This window comes from Aerococcus sp. L_32 (assembly GCF_050689315.1).
Genome location: NZ_JBOEQF010001244.1, coordinates 1 through 533, shown reverse-complemented (window position 1 = coordinate 533; position 533 = coordinate 1). Strand labels below are relative to the sequence as shown.

Here is a 533-nt window from a genome sequence, read left to right as displayed (position 1 = left end):
TGTGCTCACTGCAAGTAAGCCTTTTGTCCATTTGCTGAAGGTAGATTTGCTTTTAGCTGTCATATTGTCAGAAGCAGTTTGACCAACAAGTGTGGCTACTGCATAAGTCACAACACCAATTACAGCAACGAAACCGGTGATGGCTACGGCTGATCCAGCTAACAAGTTACCTAAACCTGTGAATGATAGGGCGACGTGACCAAGAATGGCCATCGCTAAACCGATAATAGTTGTCGATGCTGCTTGTACCTGAGCGTCATATTCTTTGGTCAAGATAGCTTGCAAGGTACTCGCAACCATTAGGGCGAATACCATCAAACCCATAACTAGTCCCATTGAAATGGTTGTTGTGCCAAGTAAGCTGGCTACTAATGTGGCAAATATACCCATGCCGACTACGGGGTAAAGTCCTTTTTTCATCATAATTTCCTCCTAAAAAATATCTAGCAAGTAACTGTTGCAGATTACAAGACGAACGGGTCGTCCATAATACCTGTTAAGCTTGTTGGTTCTTGAACGTTGGTATCACGACC

At 43.5% G+C, this 533-nt stretch carries 1 protein-coding gene; it reads right to left on the bottom strand.

What is annotated here, in order from left to right:
- The coding region (locus ACRCJ0_RS19135) for a hypothetical protein (protein WP_431391797.1) at nt 1-423 on the bottom strand (423 nt) is incomplete at its 3' end.
- Nucleotides 424-533: the final 110 nt, after the last annotated feature.